This is a genomic window from Streptomyces sp. IBSBF 3136 (genome assembly GCF_036815105.1).
In the GTDB taxonomy this organism is placed as follows: domain Bacteria; phylum Actinomycetota; class Actinomycetes; order Streptomycetales; family Streptomycetaceae; genus Streptomyces.
Genome location: NZ_JAJSZC010000038.1, coordinates 1 through 16,844, shown reverse-complemented (window position 1 = coordinate 16,844; position 16,844 = coordinate 1). Strand labels below are relative to the sequence as shown.

At 71.8% G+C, this 16,844-nt stretch carries 14 protein-coding genes; 8 read left to right on the top strand and 6 right to left on the bottom strand.

Annotated features, from left to right (window positions below; genetic code table 11):
* The first annotated feature begins 46 nt into the window (after window positions 1–46).
* Window positions 47–1,027 (top strand): NAD(P)H-quinone oxidoreductase, encoded by a 981-nt coding sequence (locus V7E45_RS11130; RefSeq protein ID WP_333773939.1) that lies wholly within the window; start codon window positions 47–49, stop codon window positions 1,025–1,027.
* 31 nt (window positions 1,028–1,058) lie between these two features.
* Here the strand turns inward: V7E45_RS11130 and V7E45_RS11125 are convergent, their stop codons facing one another.
* Window positions 1,059–1,634, bottom strand: coding sequence for a hypothetical protein (locus tag V7E45_RS11125; RefSeq protein WP_333773938.1), 576 nt, complete (start codon window positions 1,632–1,634; stop codon window positions 1,059–1,061).
* A gap of 165 nt (window positions 1,635–1,799) precedes the next feature.
* Here V7E45_RS11125 and V7E45_RS11120 point away from each other — a divergent pair, with 165 nt between their 5' ends.
* Window positions 1,800–2,345, top strand: coding sequence for a bacterial proteasome activator family protein (locus V7E45_RS11120; RefSeq protein ID WP_333773960.1), 546 nt, complete (start codon window positions 1,800–1,802; stop codon window positions 2,343–2,345).
* A gap of 101 nt (window positions 2,346–2,446) precedes the next feature.
* Here the strand turns inward: V7E45_RS11120 and V7E45_RS11115 are convergent, their stop codons facing one another.
* Window positions 2,447–4,072 (bottom strand): Stk1 family PASTA domain-containing Ser/Thr kinase, encoded by a 1,626-nt coding sequence (locus tag V7E45_RS11115; RefSeq protein WP_333773937.1) that lies wholly within the window; start codon window positions 4,070–4,072, stop codon window positions 2,447–2,449.
* 344 nt (window positions 4,073–4,416) lie between these two features.
* On the opposite strand from V7E45_RS11115, the gene V7E45_RS11110 reads away from it, so the two are divergent.
* Window positions 4,417–6,012 carry a protein kinase domain-containing protein gene (locus V7E45_RS11110; protein ID WP_333773936.1) on the top strand — a complete coding sequence of 532 codons (1,596 nt, stop codon included), beginning with the start codon at window positions 4,417–4,419 and terminating at the stop codon, window positions 6,010–6,012.
* Window positions 6,013–6,076: 64 nt separating this feature from the next.
* Here the strand turns inward: V7E45_RS11110 and V7E45_RS11105 are convergent, their stop codons facing one another.
* Window positions 6,077–7,120 (bottom strand): phosphotransferase, encoded by a 1,044-nt coding sequence (locus V7E45_RS11105; RefSeq protein ID WP_333773935.1) that lies wholly within the window; start codon window positions 7,118–7,120, stop codon window positions 6,077–6,079.
* Between the two features lie 513 nt (window positions 7,121–7,633).
* Between V7E45_RS11105 and pdhA the strand changes: the two genes are divergently transcribed.
* From pdhA to V7E45_RS11090, 3 genes are read left to right on the top strand one after another with little or no spacing between them, the layout of a single operon-like run.
* Window positions 7,634–8,839 (top strand): pyruvate dehydrogenase (acetyl-transferring) E1 component subunit alpha, encoded by a 1,206-nt coding sequence (gene pdhA, locus V7E45_RS11100; RefSeq protein WP_333773934.1) that lies wholly within the window; start codon window positions 7,634–7,636, stop codon window positions 8,837–8,839.
* A 23-nt stretch (window positions 8,840–8,862) separates the two neighbouring features.
* Complete coding sequence (locus V7E45_RS11095) at window positions 8,863–9,828, top strand: alpha-ketoacid dehydrogenase subunit beta (protein ID WP_333773959.1); 966 nt, start codon at window positions 8,863–8,865, stop codon at window positions 9,826–9,828.
* Window positions 9,829–9,839: 11 nt separating this feature from the next.
* A complete protein-coding gene (locus tag V7E45_RS11090; RefSeq protein ID WP_333773933.1) occupies window positions 9,840–11,255 on the top strand; it encodes a dihydrolipoamide acetyltransferase family protein in 1,416 nt (471 codons plus the stop codon).
* Window positions 11,256–11,342: 87 nt separating this feature from the next.
* On the opposite strand, the gene V7E45_RS11085 is transcribed toward V7E45_RS11090, so the two are convergent.
* Window positions 11,343–12,416 (bottom strand): BRO-N domain-containing protein, encoded by a 1,074-nt coding sequence (locus V7E45_RS11085; RefSeq protein ID WP_333773932.1) that lies wholly within the window; start codon window positions 12,414–12,416, stop codon window positions 11,343–11,345.
* Window positions 12,417–12,584: 168 nt separating this feature from the next.
* Complete coding sequence (locus V7E45_RS11080) at window positions 12,585–13,490, bottom strand: D-alanyl-D-alanine carboxypeptidase family protein (RefSeq protein ID WP_333773931.1); 906 nt, start codon at window positions 13,488–13,490, stop codon at window positions 12,585–12,587.
* A 190-nt stretch (window positions 13,491–13,680) separates the two neighbouring features.
* On the opposite strand from V7E45_RS11080, the gene V7E45_RS11075 reads away from it, so the two are divergent.
* Window positions 13,681–14,331 (top strand): GntR family transcriptional regulator, encoded by a 651-nt coding sequence (locus V7E45_RS11075; protein WP_333773930.1) that lies wholly within the window; start codon window positions 13,681–13,683, stop codon window positions 14,329–14,331.
* Window positions 14,328–15,623, top strand: a complete 1,296-nt coding sequence (locus V7E45_RS11070; RefSeq protein WP_333773929.1) for an MFS transporter — start codon at window positions 14,328–14,330, stop codon at window positions 15,621–15,623. Before V7E45_RS11075 ends, V7E45_RS11070 begins: the two co-directional genes overlap by 4 nt.
* 467 nt (window positions 15,624–16,090) lie before the next feature.
* On the opposite strand, the gene V7E45_RS11065 is transcribed toward V7E45_RS11070, so the two are convergent.
* On the bottom strand, window positions 16,091–16,844 hold a 754-nt coding region (locus V7E45_RS11065; protein ID WP_333773928.1), incomplete at its 5' end, for an SAM-dependent methyltransferase.

Sequence of the window (16,844 nt, the reverse complement as noted above, 5' to 3'; positions counted from 1 at the left end):
CGGGCCTGCCCCGGGAGCAGCGCCGGCGGGGAGTAGCGTCGCGTCCATGCATGCGATCACGATTCCCGAACCTGGTGGGCCCGAGTCGCTGGTGTGGAGCGAGGTCCCCGACCCGGTGCCCGGCGCGGGCGAGGTGCTGGTCGAGGTGGTGGCCAGCGCCGTCAACCGCGCCGACATCATGCAGCGGCAGGGCTTCTACGACCCGCCCCCCGGCGCCTCCCCCTACCCCGGCCTCGAGTGCTCCGGCCGGATCGTCGCGCTCGGCCCCAACGTCTCCGGCTGGGCCGTGGGCGACGAGGTGTGCGCGCTGCTCTCGGGCGGCGGTTACGCCCAGAAGGTCGCCGTCCCGGTCGGCCAGCTGCTGCCCGTGCCCGAGGGCATCGACCTGAAGCAGGCGGCCGCGCTGCCCGAGGTGGCCTGCACGGTCTGGTCCAACGTCTTCATGGTCGCCCACCTGCGCCCGGCCGAGACCCTGCTGGTGCACGGCGGCTCCAGCGGCATCGGCACGATGGCCATCCAGCTCGCCAAGGCCATCGGCGCCAAGGTCGCGGTGACCGCCGGGACGAAGGAGAAGCTGGAGTTCTGCGCCGAGCTGGGCGCGGACGTCCTCGTCAACTACCGCGAGCAGGACTTCGTCGCCGAGGTGCGGCAGGCCACCGAGGGTGCGGGAGCCGACGTCATCCTCGACAACATGGGCGCCAAGTACCTGGACCGCAACGTCCAGGCGCTCGCCGTCAACGGCCGGCTCGCGATCATCGGCATGCAGGGCGGGACCAAGGGCGAGCTGAACATCGGCACCCTGCTGTCCAAGCGGGCCGCGGTCACCGCGACCTCGCTGCGGGCCCGCCCGCTGAGCGAGAAGGCGGCCATCGTGGCCGCCGTGCGCGAGCACGTGTGGCCGCTGCTCGTGGCCCGCCACGTGCGCCCGGTGGTCGACCGTGAGCTGCCGATGCGGCAGGCGGCCGAGGCCCACCGGGTGGTGGAGGCGAGCGGCCACATCGGCAAGGTGCTGCTGGTCGCGCCGTAAGGGCCGGCCCGCCGGCCGCGGCGGCCCCCGGTCAGCTCCGTCGTACCCGCAGGCCCAGGAACGCCAGGCCCAGGCCCAGGCCGATGAGGACCAGGCCGGAGCCCAGGGGCAGGATGCGCAGCGCCGGTTCGGCGGGGGCGCCGGCCTGGGGGACCGGATCCTGGCTCGTGGGGGTCAGCGGCTGCCGGCCGGGGTCGAGTCCGGCCTCCTCCGGCGTGTCGGAGGCGGCCGGGGTGACGCCCGGCGGCTCGGCCTCCTCCGGGTAGCCGTCCTGCGGCTCCGCGAGGCCGGGGGACCCGGTGATCCTGCTGGGGTCGTCGTCCCCCTCCTCCTCGGCGGCCGGACCGTCCGGCCGGCCCGGCCGCATCCTGCCCTCGCCCGCGCGGCTCCCGGCCCGCGAGGGCTCGGCGGCGGACGCGGACGCGGCGCGCCCGGAGGCGTGCGCGGCCGGGGAGACGGACACGAGGGACCGGCCCGGGGGCGCGGACGCGTCCGGCGGGGTGGCCTCCGCGCCGTAGGCGAGGGCCACGCCGGAGACCGGCGTGGCCGTCACGAGGACGAGCAGCAGTCGTACGAGGCGCAGCGTGAGGCGCAGCCATGGAGTCACGTCGGTGACCTCCCGTAGCCCGATCGTCGAACTCCGACAGAAAGCCAGCCTCACATTCCCGGACGGACAGGGCATTTCATATTGGGCCGACAGGTCTAAAGGGTGGATCAGCCCCATGAGGGGGCAGCACGGTGATGAGGTGGAGTCGTGCGAGAGAATGGCGGCATGGAGATGCCGAGGAACGAACGGTCGCCGGAAAATCCCCAGATCCTGGTCGTGGGCCAGGACGGCATGGCGATTGGTGGCGGCGGCGGGGACGAGGACTCCCGCGAGATTCCGGTGACGGAGCAGGTCGAGCAGCCGGCGAAGGTCATGCGGATCGGCAGCATGATCAAGCAGCTCCTCGAGGAGGTGCGGGTCGCTCCGCTGGACGAGGCCAGCCGGGTCCGGCTGAAGGAGATCCACGCCAGCTCGGTCAAGGAGCTGGAGGACGGCCTGGCGCCGGAGCTGGTCGAGGAGCTGGAGCGGCTGTCCCTGCCGTTCACCGACGAGGCGACCCCGAGCGACGCGGAACTGCGGATCGCGCAGGCTCAGTTGGTGGGCTGGCTGGAGGGCCTGTTCCACGGCATCCAGACGACGCTGTTCGCCCAGCAGATGGCCGCGCGGGCGCAGCTGGAGCAGATGCGCCGCGCGCTCCCGCCGGGTGTGGGAGGCCCCGAGGGCGTCGAGGACCCCCGGGCCGGCGGCCGCTCGGGCGGGCCGTACCTGTAGGGCGGGGCGAAGGCCGTAGCCGAGGGCCGTATCCGAAATCGTGCGAAGGGGCCCGGCGGACGACCGCCGGGCCCCTTCGCGTGCGCCTCACCGGCGCCGGGTCACTGCGGCGGGTTGCCCGTCGAGACGCTCAGCTGCACGGTCTGGCTGCCCTTGGCGTCGAAGTCCGTGTCCGCGACGGGGAACTGGGACATGACCGTGCCGTCGCCCCAGGTGTTGTCGTCCACCTTCTTGATCTCGTACTTCCAGCCGGCGGCCTGGAAGCACGCCTTCACCGAGTCGATGTTCTTGTACTGGAAGTTGGGGAGCCGCACCTTGTGGGGGTCGGTGTACGACTCCTGCGGCTCCGTGCACTCCGTCTTGTCGATGGTCTTCGACGTGTCCGGGGGGCGGTAGCCGGACGCGTGCGTCGAGGGCGAGGCACTGGCGCGGCCACCGCCCTTGTCGTCCTCGCCGCCGCTGTTCAGCGTCAGCGCGACGACCAGGCCGACGACCGCGACGAGGGACACGGCGACGGACCCGATGATCACCGGCTTGTTGCCCTTGCCGCCGCCGCCCTGCGGTCCCTGGACCGTGGTCGGGGACGTGACGGAGTACGGCGGCGGGGTCGCGTGCGCCTGCTGCCCGAACGCGGCGGGCGGCGTCTGGTAGCCGCCCTGCTGCGGATAGCCGTAGGCGGGTGGCGGGGTGCCGTAGGGGTGCGGGGCCGGGACCGGCTGGTACGGCGTCTGCACCGGGCCGGTGGGCGCCGGGGTCGCCTGGTCGACCGGCGGGAACACGGCGGAGCCGACGCCCGAGCCGCTCTGCGTCGGCGCGGAGCCCGGCACGATGCTCGGCGCCGCCGCCTGGAAGGAGCCGGCGACGCGCAGGCACTCGTCCCGCATGGACTCGGCGGTCGGGAAGCGCTCGTTCGGGTTCTTCTTCAGGGCCCGCGCGACCAGCGCGTCCACCGCGGGCGGCAGCGACCGGTTGACCGAGGAGGGAGCCACCGGCTCCTCCTGCACATGCGCGTAGGCGATCGCCAGCGGCGAGTCGGCGTCGAACGGCAGCCGCCCCGTGACCAGCTGGAACAGCATGATGCCGACCGAGTACAGGTCGGAGCGGGCGTCCACCCCGCGGCCGAGGGCCTGCTCGGGCGAGAGGTACTGCGGGGTGCCGACGACCATGCCGGTCTGGGTCATGGAGGTGACCCCGGACTGCATGGCGCGGGCGATGCCGAAGTCCATGACCTTGACCACGCCGCGCTTGGTCATCATCACGTTGCCCGGCTTGATGTCGCGGTGGACCAGGCCCTTCTCGTGGCTGATCTCCAGCGCCGCCAGCACATCGGCGGTGATCTTCAGCGCCTTGTCGGCGGGCATCGCCCCGAACTGCCGTATGTCCTCGTCCAGGACCGAGCCCAGCGGGCGGCCCTCGACGTACTCCATGACGATGTACGGCGTCGTCATGCCGTCCACGTCGTCCTCGCCGGTGTCGAAGACGGAGACGATGTTGGTGTGCGTGAGCTTGGCCACGGCCTGGGCCTCGCGGCGGAAGCGCTCGCGGAAGGCCTGCTCCCGGCCCAGTTCGGTGTGCAGCGTCTTGATCGCGACCTGGCGGTCGAGCACGGCGTCGTACGCCAGGTGCACCGAGGCCATGCCGCCCTCACCGAGCAGGTCACGCAGTTGGTAGCGACCGCCCGCCAGAGCGCGCCCCGCGTATCTGCCCTGTGCGCCGTCCTGGCTCATCTCTCCGTGTCCCCCACTGGCCGTCCGGCGCCTTCATCGAGCGGAACATGCCTTGATCGAATGTCTCATTCCCGGCCAAGTCTGCCCCAGGGCCCGGACACGTCAAGCGGGGTGCCCGTTCCGTGACCGTACGCGCAAGAAGCGTCGCGCAAGCGTTACAGCGGGCGTACGACCGGCACACAGAATTTGCACGAGAGCGCGTGCTAGAGGTTTCATGACCGATCCGTCCGGGACCGGTCCCGGTAGCGGATCCGGACCGGCGGCCCCCGCGAAGGCTGTAGCGTGGCCGACGGAGACCGTGACAACACCGCGCGCACCGCGGGCAGAAACGACGGCGAGGACCGATGGCACAGACGCACAGCGCCCAGGGCCCGTCCGACCCCGAGGCGACTGGTGGCGGCATGTCCGAGACGCCGGAGATGTGGGGCAACGGCGGGCTCGTCGGCGACGGCCGGTACCGGCTGACCCATCGGCTGGGCCGCGGCGGCATGGCCGAGGTGTTCGCCGCCGAGGACGTCCGTCTCGGCCGCACGGTCGCCGTCAAGCTGCTCCGCGCCGACCTCGCCGAGGACCCCACCTCCAAGGCCCGCTTCACGCGCGAGGCCCAGTCGGTGGCGGGTCTCAACCACCACGCGATCGTCGCCGTGTACGACTCCGGCGAGGACTTCGTGGGCGGCCAGTCCGTGCCGTACATCGTGATGGAGCTGGTCGAGGGCCGCACCATCCGCGACCTGCTGCTGAACGCCGAGGCGCCGGGTCCCGAGCAGGCCCTGATCATCGTCTCCGGGGTGCTGGAGGCGCTCGCCTACTCGCACCAGCACGGCATCGTGCACCGCGACATCAAGCCCGCCAACGTGATCATCACGGACAACGGCGCCGTCAAGGTCATGGACTTCGGCATCGCCCGCGCCCTGCACGGGGCGTCGACCACGATGACGCAGACCGGCATGGTCATGGGCACCCCGCAGTACCTCTCCCCGGAGCAGGCGCTCGGCAAGGCCGTCGACCACCGCTCCGACCTGTACGCGACCGGCTGCCTGCTGTACGAACTGCTCGCGCTGCGGCCCCCGTTCACCGGCGAGACCCCGCTGTCGGTGGTCTACCAGCACGTCCAGGACATCCCGACCCCGCCGTCCGAGACCTCCGACGCCTGCCCGCCGGAGCTGGACGGCCTGGTCATGCGCTCGCTCGCCAAGGAGCCCGACGACCGGTTCCAGACGGCCGAGGAGATGCGCGGCCTGGTCCAGTACGGCCTGCAGATGCTGTACGAGCAGGGCGGCCACACCGGCACCTGGAACACCGGCCCGGTGGCGGCGCACGACGGCCGGCACACCCCGGCGGCCGGCTTCGCGGGCACCACCGCGATGCAGCACCCCGGCGAGTTCGGCGCGGGCACCACGCAGATCCCGCAGCCGATCCTGCCCACCGGGTACGGCGACGACGGCGGTTTCGAGGGGCACGGCAACAGGGGCAGCGGCCGCGGCAAGCTGTGGATCCTGGCCGTCCTCGCGGTGATCGCGATCGCGGCGGGCGTCGCGCTCGCGCTCAACCACAACAACAACAGCAGCGGCGGTACCGGCGACGACGTCAAGCCGGCGAAGACGCACTCGAAGTCCACCAAGGACGAGACGGACTCCGCGACGCCGTCCGACGAGTCCACCGGGCGGCCCACGGACACGTCCACGAACAACGGCACGGGCACCGGCACCGGTTCCGACTGGCCGCCGTCCTACACGCCGTCGGCGACCCCGTCCCGCACCGTCACCTCCGACCCGACCGACGAGCCGACGGACCCGCAGACCTCGCAGGAGGAGACGGCCCCGCAGACCAGTCCGCCGCCGTCGACGGACCCGGCGGCCGGCGGCACGGACGGCGGCGCCACGGTCGGCGGCACGGACGGCGGCGCCACCGACGGCGCGGCCGGCGGCGACGGGACTTGAAGGCCGTCGACGCCGTCGCTCCCGCCGTCGCCCTGAACCGCGCACGCGGCGGGCGGCTCCGCGGTCACTCCACGAAGGCGTCGCACACCGCGTCGTACTCCCGGGTCCACCACACCGGGAGTGCCGAGGCGGCCGGGAACTGGCAGTCCGCGCGGGTGTCGCCGCGCTCGTAGTGCCAGCGCAGCATCCAGAAGTCGTTCAGGCGTTCCCACCACACCCGGTGCACGGCCGCGGCCAGCTCCGAGGGGGTGGCCCCGGCCGCGCGCCGGTACGCGCGCGCGTACGCCCGCACCTTGCGCAGGTCCAGCGCGCCCACGGGCCGCACGAAGAAGATCACCGCGGCGCGCACGGCCTCCTCGGCGCGGGGCTGCACCCCTAGCCGGTCCCAGTCGACGATGGCGGCCGGGGCGTCGTCCTTGTAGAGCAGGTTGAACGGGTGGAAGTCGCCGTGCACCCACCCCACCGGCCCGCCGCGCGGCGGGCGCCGGTGCGCGTGCTGCTCCACCAGCGCGCGCCGCTCCAGGAGCCGGTGGCGGGCCAGCGCGTCGAAGGCGTCGGCCGGGCGGTGCCGGCGGACGTGCCCGAGCAGGTCGTCGATGAGGCTGAAGGTGTCGGCCGGGTCGGCGCTCTCCACGGGGTGCGGGCTCGTCGCGGGGCGGGTGCGCCCCTTGGGGGGCATCACCCGCTCCAGACAGGCGTGTACGGCCCCCAGGAGGGCCCCCAGGCGCGCGCTGTCCCCCCGGGTGAGCTGGCCGCCGTGGCGGTGCCGGCCGTCGACCCACGGGTACAGGGCGTACGCGTGGCCGCCGACCACGGCGACCGTGCGGCCCTCGCGGTGGGCGAGCGGCGGGGCGACCGGCACCCCCAGGTCGGCCAGGCGCTGGGTGGCGCTGTGCCGGCGCTCGATCGCCGCCGGATCGGCGGTGTCGGGGTCGAAGTGGTGCTTCAGGAAGTAGCGGCCGCGGGTGGTGCTGACCCGGTAGCCCCGGTTGAGCAGGCCCTGGTCGACGGGTTCACAGGCGAGGGCGGCACCGGCGGAATACAGGGGCAGCAGGGCGCCCAGAGGGGGCGCGTGCGAAAGAGGGGGTGGTACACATGAGCGCGGCACGCGCCAGATGTTAGGGCACCCCAAGACCCCGTGAGCTGGGCGTTGTCACAGGCAGTCATCGGCGGTCTCTTTCGGTCACCCGGCGTACCGGGTCGAAAAAGCGCCCCCCGGTCGCGCGGGGCGCCGTGCCGGGCGACCCGCATCCTGTCCCGCCAGACGGGAATGTCACGACATGTCCATCTTGGTGTGCGAGGCGAGTGTCACAAGAAGGCTCTTCCCGTGTCCGGGGTCGCCGGGATAACGTGCCGTAGCTCCGGCCTCCTGCAAGGCTGTGACCAGCGGGCTTCCGGTCCTTGCGGATTTACTTGGAAATCCAAGCAAAAACGCAGGTCAGGAGGGGTTTCACAGAAATGTGGAGCACTGGGTAACGTAAAAGTCGCAGGGCGCTCGCCGGGGCACCTGTCACGCCTGTTCCCGGCCGAGTGGCACCCACCCCGTGCCCGGTGGTCGAAAACAGGTGAGCCGCACTGGCCTACCGGCAACCCCGGGGGCCGGAACGACGGAGGAGCACACGTGACCGTGGAGAGCAGTGCCGCGCGCAAGCCGCGACGCAGCGCCGCAGGCAAGGCCGGCACCACCGGCAGCAGGACCGGAGCCACCGGCACCAAGCGCACGACCCGCACCACCAAGAAGAGCACCGACCCGGAACTCGTGCAGCTCCTCACGCCCGAGGGCGAGCGGGTCGAGAACGCCGAGTACGACGCGTACGTCGCCGGGATCACCCCCGACGAGCTGCGTGGCCTGTACCGCGACATGGTGCTCACCCGCCGCTTCGACGCCGAGGCCACCGCGCTGCAGCGCCAGGGCGAGCTGGGCCTGTGGGCCTCGCTGCTGGGCCAGGAGGCCGCCCAGATCGGCTCCGGCCGGGCCACCCGCGAGGACGACTACGTCTTCCCGACCTACCGCGAGCACGGCGTCGCCTGGTGCCGCGGGGTGGACCCGACCAACCTGCTCGGGATGTTCCGCGGTGTGAACAACGGCGGCTGGGACCCCAACAGCAACAACTTCCACCTCTACACGATCGTCATCGGCTCGCAGACCCTGCACGCCACCGGCTACGCGATGGGCGTGACCAAGGACGGCGCGGACTCGGCGGTCATCGCCTACTTCGGTGACGGCGCCTCCAGCCAGGGCGACGTGGCCGAGGCCTTCACCTTCTCCGCGGTCTACAACGCGCCCGTGGTGTTCTTCTGCCAGAACAACCAGTGGGCCATCTCCGAGCCCACCGAGAAGCAGAGCCGCGTCCCGCTGTACCAGCGCGCCCAGGGCTTCGGCTTCCCGGGCGTACGGGTGGACGGCAACGACGTGCTGGCCTGCCTCGCGGTCACCAAGTGGGCGCTGGAGCGCGCCCGCAACGGCGAGGGCCCGACCCTGGTCGAGGCGTACACCTACCGCATGGGGGCCCACACCACCTCCGACGACCCCACCCGCTACCGGGGTGACGAGGAGCGCCTGGCCTGGGAGGCGAAGGACCCGATCCTGCGCCTGCGCCGGTACCTGGAGGCCGCAAACCACGCGGACGAGGGATTCTTCGCGGAACTCGAGGCCGAGTCCGAGGCGTTGGGCAGGCGAGTGCGCGAGGCGGTCCGTGCCATGCCGGACCCGGACCGGTTCGCCATCTTCGAGAACGTGTACGCGGACGGGCACGCGCTCGTCGACGAGGAGCGAGCCCAGTTCGCCGCCTACCAGGCGTCGTTCGCGGACGCAGAGGGGGTCTGACCATGGCAGCCGAGACCAAGAACATGGCACTGGCCAAGGCGATCAACGAGTCGCTGCGCCGCGCCCTGGAGACGGACCCCAAGGTCCTCGTCATGGGCGAGGACGTCGGCAAGCTCGGTGGTGTCTTCCGGGTCACCGACGGCCTGCAGAAGGACTTCGGCGAGAGCCGGGTCATCGACACCCCGCTCGCCGAGTCCGGCATCGTGGGCACCGCGATCGGCCTGGCGCTGCGGGGCTACCGCCCGGTGGTGGAGATCCAGTTCGACGGCTTCGTCTTCCCGGCCTACGACCAGATCGTCACCCAGCTCGCGAAGATGCACGCCCGCGCGCTCGGCAAGGTCAAGATGCCGGTCGTCATCCGTATCCCCTACGGCGGCGGCATCGGCGCGGTCGAGCACCACTCCGAGTCCCCCGAGGCGCTGTTCGCGCACGTGGCCGGCCTGAAGGTGGTCAGCCCCTCCAACGCCTCCGACGCGTACTGGATGATGCAGCAGGCCATCCAGAGCGACGACCCGGTGATCTACTTCGAGCCCAAGCGCCGCTACTGGGACAAGGGCGAGGTCGACACCGAGGCCATCCCCGCCCCGCTGCACAAGGCGCAGGTCGTCCGCGAGGGCACCGACCTCACCCTGGTCGCCTACGGCCCGATGGTGAAGCTCTGCCAGGAGGTCGCCGCCGCGGCCGCCGAGGAGGGCAAGTCCCTGGAGGTCGTGGACCTGCGCTCGGTCAGCCCCCTCGACTTCGACACCGTCCAGGCGTCGGTGGAGAAGACCCGCCGCCTGGTCGTCGTCCACGAGGCGCCGGTGTTCCTCGGCTCCGGCGCGGAGATCGCCGCCCGGATCACGGAGCGCTGCTTCTACCACCTGGAGGCCCCGGTGCTCCGGGTCGGCGGCTACCACGCCCCGTACCCGCCGGCGCGCCTGGAGGAGGAGTACCTGCCTGGCCTGGACCGGGTGCTCGACGCCGTCGACCGTGCCCTGGCGTACTGAGGAGAGGGTTCGTGACGACGATGACGGAAGCATCCGTACGCGAGTTCAAGATGCCCGACGTGGGCGAGGGACTCACCGAGGCCGAGATCCTCAAGTGGTACGTCCAGCCGGGTGACACGGTCACCGACGGCCAGGTGGTGTGCGAGGTCGAGACCGCCAAGGCGGCCGTCGAACTGCCCATCCCCTACGACGGTGTGGTCCGCGAGCTGCGCTTCCCCGAGGGCACCACGGTCGACGTGGGCACCGCCATCATCGCGGTGGACGTGTCGGGCGGCGCCCCGGCCGAGGCCCCCGCCGAGCAGGCCGAGGCCGCGCCCGCGGCCCCCGCGGAGAGCGCGAAGGTGGAGGAGGAGCCCAAGCCTCCGGCCCGCCAGCCCGTGCTGGTCGGTTACGGCGTGGCGACCACCTCCACCAAGCGCCGGCCGCGCAAGGGCCCAGAGGTGAAGGTCCCGGCGGCCGCCCAGGCCGCCCAGGCCGTCCAGACCGAGCTGAACGGCCACGGCGCCCCCGCCGAGTCCCGGCCGCTGGCCAAGCCGCCGGTGCGCAAGCTGGCGAAGGACCTCGGCGTCGACCTCACCACGGTCACCCCGTCCGGCCCCGACGGCGTCATCACCCGCGAGGACGTCCACGCGGCGGCGGCCCCCCAGGCCGCCGAACCGGCCGTGGCGGCCCCCTCGCCCGTGACGGCCCCCGCGGCCGCCGCGCCCGTCGTGTCGCACGACGGCGCGCGTGAGACCCGTGTCCCGGTCAAGGGTGTCCGCAAGGCGACGGCACAGGCCATGATCGGCTCGGCCTTCACGGCCCCGCACGTCACGGAGTTCGTGACGGTGGACGTGACGCGCACGATGAAGCTGGTCGAGGAGCTGAAGCAGGACAAGGAGTTCCAGGGCCTGCGGGTCAACCCGCTGCTGCTGATCGCCAAGGCCCTGCTGGTCGCCATCAAGCGCAACCCGGACATCAACGCGTCCTGGGACGAGGCGAACCAGGAGATCGTGCTCAAGCACTACGTCAACCTGGGCATCGCCGCGGCCACCCCCCGTGGCCTGATCGTCCCCAACATCAAGGACGCGCACGCCAAGACGCTCCCGCAGCTCGCCGAGTCGCTGGGCGAGCTGGTCGGCACGGCCCGCGAGGGCAGGACGTCACCGGCGGCGATGCAGGGGGGCACGGTGACCATCACCAACGTCGGCGTCTTCGGCGTCGACACCGGTACGCCGATCCTCAACCCCGGCGAGTCCGCGATCCTCGCGGTCGGCGCGATCAAGCTCCAGCCGTGGGTCCACAAGGGCAAGGTGAAGCCCCGCCAGGTCACCACCCTGGCCCTCAGCTTCGACCACCGCCTGGTCGACGGCGAACTGGGCTCCAAGGTCCTCGCCGACGTGGCGGCGATCCTGGAACAGCCGAAGCGACTGATCTCCTGGGCCTGACACCCCAGGAGGAGTAACCTCGACGCCCTGGAGGGGACGGCCGCAAGTTTGGTTTGCGGCCGCCCCCTCCGTCTTTTCACCGGGTCGTCAGACGCGGCCGAGCACGTAGACGGGTGCTCCGTCCTCGGCTCCGCCCTGGGAGCGGATGCAGGCGTGCCGGCGCAGCAGGCGCAGGCACTCGTTGACACGATGCACCGTCAGGCCCGTACGGGCCGCGATCGACTCGAGCGGCTCACGCAGCTCACCCTTCTCGACGAGCACCGGCGCGATCACCACCGCCACCGTCCACACGTCCTCCGTCACCGACAACCGCCGCCGCCAGTCGGCCAGCACGGTCTCCGTGGTGGGGTGAGCGGAGCTGGGGGCGGCACGACCGAGGACCAGGACGTCGAACCGGTCGGCGATGCGCTCCATCGCCCGCACCAGGGCCTGCTGCACGGCGAGGGTGGCCTTCTGCGTCGCCAGGGTCTCCCGCTGGATGCCCAGCATCTCCTTCTGCAGGTCGACGGACTCCCTCTGCAGTCCGAGTGTCTCCTTCTGCAGGTCGACGGTTTCCCTCTGCAGTCCGAGTGTCTCCTTCTGCAGATCGACGGCTTCCTTCTGCAGCGCGATCGTCTCGCGCTGCCCGTTCGCCAGCTCCTCGTCCAGCTGAAGGTTGTGCGCCTCCAGCCGCACGATGGCCTCGGCGACCTGCTCCGGCATGGCGTATGCGACTGGAGCACCCGGCTCGGCCGACTGCACCTCCGCCTCTTCGAGGGCGTAGGAACCCTCCCGCTGCACTGTCTCGATCACTTCCGCCGCCCACTGCTTGAAGGGGGCGCAGGAAGGCTTGGTGCAGGCGCTGACGAGGAGGATGAGACCTTGGAGAGAGATGACGTTCAAGTCTCGGCGCCACTCCCTACCTGCGGGAACGCTGAGACCGTAACCTCCAGTTAGGGTCTCGAGATTTTCTCGATGGTCTTCCGGGACATGGTCGCCCAGTGCTTTCTGCGGGTTGGTGTGGCCCAACTGCCTGCACACATCCACAGCCGGAAACCAATGCGTCCCGTCCGGCATGGTCAGCCTTCGCACCCGGGCTCCGGTCGCCGCGTAGACGAAGTCGCTGATGTCGATCGCCTCGTGCCGTGCGGCCGAGTCGGATCGCTTGCTGGGTTCATTCATCCGAACCACCTCCGCTGCGGAACGTAGAGCGGAGGAAATCGAACATGCCAACCGCAACCGGGATCTTTCACGATTGCGAGGGAAGATCGTCGATTCCGCTGGCATTCCACGACGCGAAGGGCCCGCCGCGGAGTCGCGGCGGGCCCTCGGTGCTCTGCTGGGTGGGTGTCAGCCGAGCTTGGCGAAGCTGTAGTTGAGGAGCTTCGTGGCGTCCGTGGCGCGCTGGGCGTAGGAGCTGGAGGCCAGGACCGTGCCGATGACGGTCTTGCCGTTACGGGTCGCGGCGAAGACGAGGCAGGCGCCGGCCTCGGGGCCGGAACCGGTCTTCACACCGATGGCGCCGCTGTAGCTGGAGAGCAGCGTGTTGGTGTTGTCCCACCGGCCCATGGTGCGAGTGCTGCCGGTCTTCGTGATCGTCTTCGCGGTGTACGACTTCGTCTTGACGATCGTGCGGAAGGTGGAGCTCTTCATCGCGCTGCTGGCGATCTTCGTCAGGTCGCGCGGCGTCGAGTAGTTCGAGCCGTTGCCGATGCCGTCGAACGAGTCGAAGTGCGTGTTCTTCAGACCGAGGTTCTTGGCGGCGGTGTTCATCTTGCCGATGAAGTTCGCCACGCGCGTGGCGCGGGTCGAGCCGGTGCCGTACTTGTCGGCCAGCGCGTAGGCAGCGTCGCAGCCGGACGGCAGCATCAGCCCGTACAGCAGCTGGCGGACGGTGACCTTGTCACCGACGATCAGGTGCGCCGACGAGGCGCCCTTCGACACGATGTAGTCGCTGTACGCCTTCTGGATCGTCACCTTGGAGTCGAGGTTCAGGTTCGACTGCGCCAGCACGACCTTGGCGGTCATGATCTTGGTGGTGGAGCCCGTGGAGCGCGTGTCGTCCGCTGCCTTGTTGTACAGGCTGGAGCCGCTCGAGTTGTTCATCACGTAGCCGCCCTTGGCCACGATCGAGGGCGCGGTGACGGCCTGCGCGGGCGCCGCGGTGAGGGCCCCGGTGGCGAGCATCGCGCCGGAGGTGACGGCGACGGCGGTGGCTCGGCGGATGCGGCGGGTGCCCTTGATGCCGGTAATCAAAGTGAAATACCCCGATTGTCTTTGAATGCCCCTGGAATGCGGCCGAGTTGGACTGCCAAGCGAGTGGGGCCGCACGTGTGCGACACGTAAGTAGCACAGAAGGTTGTGCGGGCGCTGGGTGAGATCTGCGTCACGTTCATATGCCGGACGGGGCTCCCGTATGCGTACGCGTTGTATCTATCCTGTGGACATGGCTACGCCTGTGAAACAGCCCCCCGCCGCCGACCGCGTCTACACCCACGTCAAGCAAGCCGTACTGGACCGCCGCTACGAGGGCGGCACGCTGCTCACCGAGGGCGAGCTGGCCGACGCCGTGGGGGTCTCCCGCACGCCCGTGCGCGAGGCGCTGCTGCGGCTCGAGGTGGAGGGCCTGATCAGGCTGTACCCCAAGAAGGGCGCCCTGGTCCTGCCGGTCTCCGCGCAGGAGATCGCCGACGTGGTGGAGACCCGGCTGCTGGTGGAGGAGCACGCGGCCCGCAAGGCCGTACCCGCCTCGCCCGCGCTGCTGGAACGGCTGGCGGAGCTGCTGGAGCAGCAGAAGGGACAGGCCGCGGCCGGGGACTTCGCCGCCGCCGCCAAGACCGACCGCTGCTTCCACGCCGAGATCGTCCGCAGCGGCGGCAACGAGATCCTCTCCCGTCTCTACGACCAGCTGCGCGACCGTCAGTTGCGGATGGGCGTCGCGGTCATGCACTCCCACCCCGACCGGATCGCCAAGACGCTCGCCGAGCACGAGGAGATCCTGGACGCGCTGCGCTCCGGGGACGCGGAGGCCGCGGTGGGCGTCGTGCACCGGCACGTGGGCTGGTTCTCGCACCTCGCGCGGGGTGAGGTCCGATGAGCAACGCCACCCTGCCGGGTGACCCCGAGGGCGGCCGGCGTGCCGTCGCGGTGTGGTCCATCGGCGTCGCCGTCTACTTCGTCGCCGTCATCTTCCGCACCTCCCTGGGCGTGGCCGGCCTGGACGCGGCCGACCGCTTCCACGTGGGCGCCTCCGCCCTCTCGACCTTCTCGATCCTCCAGCTGCTGGTCTACGCGGGCATGCAGATACCCGTGGGCCTGCTCGTGGACCGGCTCGGCACCAAGCGGGTGCTGAGCATCGGCGCGGTGTTGTTCACCGCGGGCCAGATCGGCTTCGCCTTCTCCGCCTCCTACGGCACGGCCCTCGCCTCGCGCGCGCTGCTCGGCTGCGGCGACGCCATGACCTTCATCAGCGTGCTGCGCCTCGGCACCCGCTGGTTCCCCGCCCGGCGCGGCCCGCTGGTCGCGCAGCTCGCCGGTCTGGTCGGCATGGCGGGCAACCTCGTCTCCACCCTCGTCATCGCCCGGCTGCTGCACGGCATCGGCTGGACCCCCGCCTTCGCGGGCAGCGCGGTGGCCGGTGCGGTCGTCCTGGTGCTGACCCTGCTGTTCCTGAAGGACCACCCCGAGGGGCACGAGCCCCAGCCGTCCCCGCACCGGGGCTCGGCCTATGTGCGCCGGCAGATCGCGGCGTCCTGGCGCGAGCCCGGCACCCGGCTCGGTCTGTGGGTGCACTTCACCACCCAGTTCCCGGCGATGGTGTTCCTGCTGCTGTGGGGCCTGCCGTTCCTCGTCCAGGCGCAGGGACTGAGCCGGGCCAGGGCGGGCGACCTGCTGACCCTCGTCGTGCTGTCCAACATGGCCATCGGCCTGGTCTACGGCCAGATCGTCGCCCGCCACCACCGGGCGCGGCTGCCGCTGGCCCTCGGCACCGTCGCGGCGACCGCGGTGCTGTGGGCGCTCACCCTCGCCTGGCCCGGCACCCACGCCCCGATGGGGCTGCTGCTGACCCTCTGCGTGGTCCTCGGCGCCTGCGGTCCTGCCTCGATGCTCGGCTTCGACTTCGCCCGCCCGGCCAACCCGCCCGAGCGGCAGGGCACCGCCTCCGGGATCACCAACATGGGCGGGTTCATCGCCTCGATGACGACCCTGTTCGCGATCGGCGTCCTGCTCGACGCCACGGGGGACGACTACACGGTGGCCTTCTCGGCGGTCTTCTTCCTCCAGGCGCTGGGCGTCAGCCAGATCCTGCGCCTGCGCGGCAGGGCGGCCCGCCGGGAGCGGGAACGCCTGGTGGCCAGCCGGGTGGAGACAGTGCACGTACCGGCGTGAGCCGTGCCTTCCGGCCGGTGGCCGGGCGGCCCGCCGGGAGGGGGCGCGTGTGGTGGGCGGTCGGGTGGAGAGGGTGCAGGTACTGGCGTGAGCCGCGTCTTCCGGCCCGTGGCTGGGTAGCCCGCCGGGAGTGGGCATGCTTGGTGGCCGGTCGAGTGCGGGGGCACGCCTTGTGGCCGGTCGGGTAGGGATCATGCACCCGGCGTGAGCCGGCCTTCCCGGCTCGCGTCGGGTGGTCCGTCACTGAAGGGGAAGTCCTTGGCGGCGGCCGGCCGGGGGAGACGGTGCGCCCGGCGTGAGTCGGACCCCACCCCCGTCGGCGGCGGCCGCCGGGTCTCGGACGGCGCTCGGCACGGAGGCCGGGTCGGGGAGGCCGGGCGCGTCCCGGTGTGCGCGCCCGGCGTGAGGCGCCGCCCACCCGCGGCTGCCGCGTCCCAGGCGTTTCGGACAGCGACCGGCAGGAGCTCTCAGGCGGCGACCGGTACGAGGGTGAGGTAGGCGAGGCCGAGTACACCCCGGTAGGCCATCCACTGCCCCCGGTGCCGGTCCAGGCGCTCGCGGGTCGCGGCGGCCAGCGGATGGCTCGGGTGCCCGGCGAGCCACACCTCCGCGTCCGCCTGGTACGCCGACTCGAACTCCTCCCACTCGTCCGGGCCCGCCGTCTCGGTCCACTCCGGCCGGAAACCGGCCCCGACCGCGAGATCGAGCAGGGTGCCCAGGTCGTGGTGGTCGCCGGCGGAGGCCCCCGGCCACATCCCGGCCAGCTCGGCCTCCGTGGGCGGCCGCTGCCAGAACCCCTCGCCGAGCACCACCCGCCCGCCGTCGGCCACCAGCCGCCGCAGCTCCCGCAGCGCCTCGGCGGTGGGCGGCTCGGCCGTGCTGAGCGCGTGGCTCGCGCCCAGGCAGAGCACCAGGTCCGCCGGGCCCCGCCGGGTACCCGTGGCGGACTCCTCGACGAACTCCACGCGGTCCGCCAGACCCCGCGCCGCCGCGTTCCGCCGGCCCCGCTCCAGGTCCTCTCCGCCCAGGTCCAAGCCGACCCCGCGCGCTCCCGGTACCGCCTCCAGCACGCGCAGCATCAGCTCGCCCCAGCCACAGCCGACGTCCAGCACACGGCCGGGCCCGGCGGCGGCGAGGCGCCGGACCATGGCGGCCGCGCGGGCTTCCGAGAGGGGGCCGTGGAAGGTGAGGCGGGTCAGCCGGGGCGGGAGGTCGTCGGGG

Excerpts from the sequence above, each read along its gene's own strand:
- V7E45_RS11130 (WP_333773939.1), top strand. The coding sequence starts at position 47 with ATGCATGCGATCACGATTCCCGAACCTGGTGGGCCCGAGTCGCTGGTG.
- V7E45_RS11120 (WP_333773960.1), top strand. The coding sequence starts at position 1,800 with ATGGAGATGCCGAGGAACGAACGGTCGCCGGAAAATCCCCAGATCCTG.
- V7E45_RS11115 (WP_333773937.1), bottom strand. The coding sequence starts at position 4,072 with ATGAGCCAGGACGGCGCACAGGGCAGATACGCGGGGCGCGCTCTGGCG.
- V7E45_RS11110 (WP_333773936.1), top strand. The coding sequence starts at position 4,417 with ATGGCACAGACGCACAGCGCCCAGGGCCCGTCCGACCCCGAGGCGACT.
- V7E45_RS11095 (WP_333773959.1), top strand. The coding sequence starts at position 8,863 with ATGGCACTGGCCAAGGCGATCAACGAGTCGCTGCGCCGCGCCCTGGAG.
- V7E45_RS11085 (WP_333773932.1), bottom strand. The coding sequence starts at position 12,416 with ATGAATGAACCCAGCAAGCGATCCGACTCGGCCGCACGGCACGAGGCG.
- V7E45_RS11075 (WP_333773930.1), top strand. The coding sequence starts at position 13,681 with ATGGCTACGCCTGTGAAACAGCCCCCCGCCGCCGACCGCGTCTACACC.
- V7E45_RS11070 (WP_333773929.1), top strand. The coding sequence starts at position 14,328 with ATGAGCAACGCCACCCTGCCGGGTGACCCCGAGGGCGGCCGGCGTGCC.